Here is a 1,497-nt window from a genome sequence, read left to right on the forward strand (position 1 = left end):
TGTTGCGGAAATCGGTGGCAAGGGGGCCGTCGCCTTCGGCGACGGCAACCCACCACCATCTACGAAACTTGAATTCAGGAAAGATTCAAGTTTCTATCGGGGCGACAACTATTTTGCCGCGGGGGGACTTGGTAGGTACGACGCCAAGCCGCTTGCGTCTCTTGCTTCCTTGCCGTTCAAAGGTGTTATCACAACCAACTTTGATCGATCGATTCTTGATGCAATCTCAACCTCTCGAGGAAGTCCCCCCCGGGATTACAAACTTGGGGATACAGGTTTTATGCAAGCGGCTTGGGAGGTTGAGCCCTTTGTAGCTCGTATCCACGGTTGTGTCGAGTTTCCTCAAGGCATGATTTTGTCGGAGAACCAGTTTAGAACGTTGCTCGACAATGATTCGTACACTGATCTGCTGACACAGGTGTTTTTGCACAGGCAAGTATTATTCCTCGGATTCTCGTTCTACGATCCGGCGATTCGCTACGTCTTGGAACAGGTAGAAAGACGATTTGGCGTCGCCCAACCTGGGCGTCATATGGCAATCTTGCCTCAGTCGAACGCTTCTGAACTAATCCAAAAGGCGAATCGACTGAACATCAAGGTCGTGAAATATGACGAAAGCGATCGGCATAAAGCGCTGTGGGACGGCATCGCAGACTTCGTGAAAGCGACAAGCCGTTCCGAACGAAGGATGCCGATGGAGGTGAGTCATCCATATTCCGTCACGAAACAGTATCTCGCCGCGTGCTATGCGCGTGTCAATGTTGCGTCCGAAGATACACCTTTGCGAGAGATTGTCATCGAAGGAATGTTGTCAGCGGCGCTTCAGCGTGTGCACCCGAAGTCACTAGGCTTGCTTGATCTACGTGAGGATGTTCGCAAGGCATTGGGATTGAAAGGTAAGGACGTAGATGAAATGGTCAATCGCGCAATCAAGGAGTTGGTTGATGCGAAGCTGATTCGGAGACATCGTGTCGAAGGCGAGCGAGGCAATCGCTTTGCGTGGGTCGGAAATCCAGACGGAGCGCTAACGCTAGATGATGCCATTGATAGCATCAAGACCAGCTTATTGGAGCGCGCTCATGTTCAGGAAGGGTGGAATCCTCCTCAACACGTTGCAGATACCTTGGTCATGTTCTTGAAGGAAATCGTGCATCGACGAGGGTGGGATTTGGGGGCGGCTTTTGCTGCCGGCAAAGCGCCTGATAGCTTGACGTTTCGTCCTGTGCTTGCCGAAGTCTCGCACAGACTCACTGCCTTTGATCGGGAGCGCATTGAACGTACGCTCGAGGGTCTGTTTCAGCATCCGACGGAGCGAGAGGCGGAACTTCTCGGTGAGTTGGGGCGTATAAGCTTCGCGCTTGAATTGGCGTGAGCCTATCCGAACCTTTGTGTGTGAGGCATAAACTGAAGGCCAAGGAGCCACTTTTATGCCACGCAAACGCAAGGAAGAAGTAACGATTGAGCCGGGCAAGGGCTTGAACCTGGACCCGGAACTGA

At 52.4% G+C, this 1,497-nt stretch carries 1 protein-coding gene; it reads left to right on the plus strand.

The features are described from left to right. A partial coding sequence (locus tag QZM67_RS39765; protein WP_301811931.1) for an SIR2 family protein occupies nt 1–1,372 on the plus strand: 1,372 nt, incomplete at its 5' end. Nucleotides 1,373–1,497 lie beyond the last annotated feature (125 nt).

The sequence above is a fragment of the Burkholderia sp. AU45251 genome (genome assembly GCF_030482905.1).
In the GTDB taxonomy this organism is placed as follows: domain Bacteria; phylum Pseudomonadota; class Gammaproteobacteria; order Burkholderiales; family Burkholderiaceae; genus Burkholderia; species Burkholderia aenigmatica.